The sequence below is a fragment of the Streptomyces anandii JCM 4720 genome, from assembly GCF_014650655.1.
In the GTDB taxonomy this organism is placed as follows: Bacteria; Actinomycetota; Actinomycetes; order Streptomycetales; family Streptomycetaceae; genus Streptomyces; species Streptomyces anandii.
Window position 1 is genome coordinate 52,585 of sequence record NZ_BMVJ01000031.1, and the last position, 3,707, is coordinate 56,291.

The 3,707-nt window shown below is 68.4% G+C and carries 5 protein-coding genes and 1 pseudogene; 2 read left to right on the forward strand and 4 right to left on the reverse strand.

The window, feature by feature from the left end:
• Positions 1 to 229, reverse strand: a pseudogene (locus tag IE249_RS32890) (hypothetical protein); the annotation flags it as partial.
• 88 nt (positions 230 to 317) lie between these two features.
• On the opposite strand from IE249_RS32890, the gene IE249_RS32895 reads away from it, so the two are divergent.
• Positions 318 to 1,232 (forward strand): LysR family transcriptional regulator, encoded by a 915-nt coding sequence (locus IE249_RS32895; protein WP_189710760.1) that lies wholly within the window; start codon positions 318 to 320, stop codon positions 1,230 to 1,232.
• A 329-nt stretch (positions 1,233 to 1,561) separates the two neighbouring features.
• Here the strand turns inward: IE249_RS32895 and IE249_RS32900 are convergent, their stop codons facing one another.
• The 3 genes from IE249_RS32900 to IE249_RS32910 all read right to left on the reverse strand — a co-directional run bounded on the left by IE249_RS32900 (position 1,562) and on the right by IE249_RS32910 (position 3,187).
• Complete coding sequence (locus IE249_RS32900) at positions 1,562 to 1,924, reverse strand: WhiB family transcriptional regulator (RefSeq protein ID WP_189710762.1); 363 nt, start codon at positions 1,922 to 1,924, stop codon at positions 1,562 to 1,564.
• A 224-nt stretch (positions 1,925 to 2,148) separates the two neighbouring features.
• Positions 2,149 to 2,583 (reverse strand): hypothetical protein, encoded by a 435-nt coding sequence (locus IE249_RS32905; protein ID WP_189710764.1) that lies wholly within the window; start codon positions 2,581 to 2,583, stop codon positions 2,149 to 2,151.
• A gap of 169 nt (positions 2,584 to 2,752) precedes the next feature.
• A complete protein-coding gene (locus IE249_RS32910; RefSeq protein ID WP_189710766.1) occupies positions 2,753 to 3,187 on the reverse strand; it encodes a VOC family protein in 435 nt (144 codons plus the stop codon).
• A gap of 369 nt (positions 3,188 to 3,556) precedes the next feature.
• Between IE249_RS32910 and IE249_RS32915 the strand changes: the two genes are divergently transcribed.
• Positions 3,557 to 3,707, forward strand: a 151-nt coding sequence (locus IE249_RS32915; RefSeq protein WP_189710768.1) for an SDR family NAD(P)-dependent oxidoreductase, incomplete at its 3' end; no start/stop codon positions are given.

Here is a 3,707-nt window from a genome sequence, read left to right on the forward strand (position 1 = left end):
GGGCCGTTCCGGGCTCGGTACAGGTCCAGAAATAGTTCAGAGCGTGGCAATGCAGCGGCGCCCGGACACCGGGATCGAGGTGGACCTCCCAGACGCGGACGGCACTGTTCTCGAACAGGATGCGGGTGCCGACCTGCCGGTTGAGATGCGCTTGCGAGACTTCGGTCTCGGAAGGCACGCGGTGCGCGATGTCGCAGGCCGCGGATTCGGTGGTGTGACGGTTGCCCATGCCCTGAGAATGGCCCGGCCCACCGAGTAAGTCTAAGACTTTCTTCCTACGGATTTACATAGGTTCAATCTATACGTAACCTGGGGGTATGAGCCTGAGGCAGTTCGAGTACTTCGTTGCGGTGGCCGAGGAGGGCTCTCTCAGCCGGGCGGCGGCACGGCTCTGTGTCGCCCAGCCGTCCCTGTCCCAGCAGCTCAAGGCGCTGGAACGGCGGGTGGGCGGCGCCTTGTTCGAAAGACTGCCGCGAGGGATGCAGCTCACTCCAGCCGGTCGTGCCTTCCTGCCGGAAGCGCTCGCCACGCTGCGTGGTGCGGAGCGCGCCTACCGGTCCGCGCGGGCTGCCGTCACCGGCGAATCAGCCGAACTGCACATCGCCACCGTCTCCTCGGTCGCGGCCGGCGTACTGCCCGACGTCATCCGCAGCTGGCACGACCAGCACCCACAGTGCCCGGTACGGCTCGAAGAGTTCAGCCACCGCGACCTGCTGGAAGAACAGGTCCGCAACGGCCTGGGCGACCTGGCCATCGGACCCCGGCCCCGCGCCTGGGACGGCCCCGTCCTCTCCTTGGGGCACGAGGAATTCGTGATTGTCCTCCCCTACAACCACCCCCTGCTCGACGAGAACCCCCAAAATCCAGGAACACCGGCCACGGCAGTCGACCTGCACGCCCTCGCAGGCGAGGCCTGGGTCCTCTTCGGCCAGGGCCACGGCCTCAACGACCTGATCGCCGGCTACTGCTCAAGCCAGGGGTTCCGGCCCATGCCCGCCGTACGCACCTGGCAGGTCGACGCAGCAGCCCGGCTCGCCGCCGCCGGCGTGGGACCCGCCCTCCTGCCCGACAACGCCGTACCCGCGGGCCTGGACGCCGCCGTCCTGCCGTGCCGGCCCAAACGCTTTCGCGAGCTGACCTGCTATCTGCGCAGCCAACCGCACGGTCTCGTGCACCGCTTCCTCACCCTTCTGCAGGACACAGCTCCCCTCACACAACCCACGGACAGCTGACAGCCGTCGAGAGCGGGCACCGGTGAACATGCCGCCCGTGCCGCCACCGTTGACCACCGGCACATTGACGTTGCCACCGGTACCACCGCCATTGACGACGGGCACATGCCGGCACCAGGGCGCGCCTCCGACGGCCAGGGCAGCCGACGCGGTCAGGACGGCCAGGCGCTGCATCCGGATCTCCCCGGAAGGCAACACGCTCACGGACCTCACCTGCGGCGTGCCGGCCCAAAGAGCGGAACGCATCACCCACTGGGGTCCCGGCGGCCGATTCACCTGCCCGTCAGACGACGCCTCCTGACGACCCGGCCTCCCCGGCAGGTCAGCCTCTAGTGGTCAGTGCCGACAGCCGATGCGCGGCGGCCGTCCCACCCGCGCGGTGGCGAACCGTCCGTCCGCCGTCGTGGGCGTCCATTCCCCGTGGGAGTGGATTCGATCGCCGCCCTTCGGATGGCCCGGCGCTGGGCGGCAGTCGTTCCGCCCCAGATGCCGTCGTCCTCGCCGTGCTCGAGCGCCCAGGTCCGACAGTCGAGGGATACGGAGCAGCGGCGGCATATCGCCTGGGCGAGGAAGGCCCCTCCGGTAGCGGCGACGTCCGAGAGAGGGAAGAAGATCTCGGGGTCTTCTCCGATGCAGGCCGCTTGATCACGCCAGTCGGGGGTCGCCGGGTGTCGGCCGGATGAGCAGGTCATGGTGCACCTCGTTGAAGCGGTGGCTACGGCGCACGCGGCGTCGCAGTCCCGGCAGAGGCTTGACGGAATTCAAGCACATATGACCGGCCTGTGGTACTTCGCACTGGGGCGGTGATCACGGGGACTCGTCCTCGCGTCACCCCACGCCAGCCGCGAGGGTCCGCCCGGAACGTCTTCTGCAGATCCGCACACATGCGTTGCTTCACGCCACGGCGCGGAAGGCGTCATCGGCGACCGTCGTACCGCAGCGTCGGCCGGCGCAGGATCTCGCCGATCCAGTCGGTGGTGAAGGCCGCCAGTTCCTCGACCGGTCCGGTACGCTCGCGCGGCACGATGTCCGGGCGTTCCCGCGTCAACGCGTAGTTGCGCAGGTCCAGTTCACCGCACCGTACGGTGTCCGCCTCCAGGGAGGCACCTAGTCCGAGGAAGTGCACTCGCTGGTGACTGAGGTTCACCACCAGACGCATCTCGTCGTGCTCCGCGGTGTTGCCGTCCTCATCGAGTTCGTCGCGGGAGTAGAACAGTACATACGTGTCGCTGGGCCGGCAGGGCCAATCCCGGGCGCCCTCTGGAACCAGACGCAGGAACGCACGCTGCGACGTGTCGCAGTTCTCCGGGACTTTGTCGTGTTCATCGAACTCGAACCACAGTGGGTACACCGGTGTCATCGTAGGCGCCGGCAGCCCTGCCGTTCGACGGAGTTTCGGGTCGTCGGCCCACGATCGCGGACGCGAGCACCGGGCTCGCGGGGTAACTCCCCCCGTACGAGACCGGAGAGAGCCAAGGGAGGTGGCTCCTCGCCTCCCTTGGCCCCACCTCGATGGATGTTCAGTCGATACAGAACTCGTTGCCCTCGATGTCCAGCATCGGGATGCACGACTCGTTTTCCTCATCGGCGTACAGCGTCTGCACGTGGGTCGCACCGAGCGCGACCAGTCGTGCACACTCGGCTTCGAGCGCGGCGAGGCGCTCGTCCCCCACGAGCCCGGTGCCGACCCGGACGTCGAGATGCACCCGATTCTTGACGGTCTTGCCTTCAGGGACGCGCTGAAAGTACAGACGCGGGCCCACGCCCGAGGGATCACTGCAGGCGGACCATGATCCCTGCTTCTCGGGAGGCAGGGTGCGGTTGAAATCGTCCCAGGTGACGAACCCCTCCGGTGGCGGCGGCATGACGTACCCCAACACTTCACACCAGAAGCGAGCGACGCGCTCAGGTTCTGCGCAGTCAAAGGTGACTTGGAACTTCTTGATCTCTGACATCGGCGCACCGTACCGCGTAGCAGGGGGACCCCGCCGCTCCTTTCCCCCGGCGGATCCGCCCCCACCCGTCGCGTCCTGGGCCACCTTGGACTTGATGTCCTGGGCCACCTCGGACTTGATCGGCGGCGGGGTGAGCGCGGCGTCGGTGCTCGGGCAGCGGAGCCCACGCTCGTGTGCGACAGCGGCTTTCGTGGAACTCGGCGGACGCCGGCCGCCCGATGTGACGCGACGGCCCGACCGGACAGTGGTCCGGCTCAGGGCACGACGGCGCCGGGGTGGCCCCGTTCGCGGCTGAGGCTGAAGTGCGGTTCCGCTGCTGCGGCCGCGAGCGTCCGTTGGACGGCTACACATTGAGTGAAGGGATCGCGTATGGCTTACGGCGAGGCTGACGGTTCCGCTGTGGTGACCGGCGCGTCGTCGGGCATCGGCGCCGAGTACGCCGTCCGGCTCGCCCGACGCGGCTGGGACCTGGTGCTGGTCGCCCGGCGCGCCGAGCGGCTGGACGCCCTGGCCCGGCGGT

Coding starts and splice junctions, on each gene's coding strand:
- IE249_RS32895 (WP_189710760.1), top strand. CDS start 318: ATGAGCCTGAGGCAGTTCGAGTACTTCGTTGCGGTGGCCGAGGAGGGC.
- IE249_RS32910 (WP_189710766.1), bottom strand. CDS start 3,187: ATGTCAGAGATCAAGAAGTTCCAAGTCACCTTTGACTGCGCAGAACCT.
- IE249_RS32900 (WP_189710762.1), bottom strand. CDS start 1,924: ATGACCTGCTCATCCGGCCGACACCCGGCGACCCCCGACTGGCGTGAT.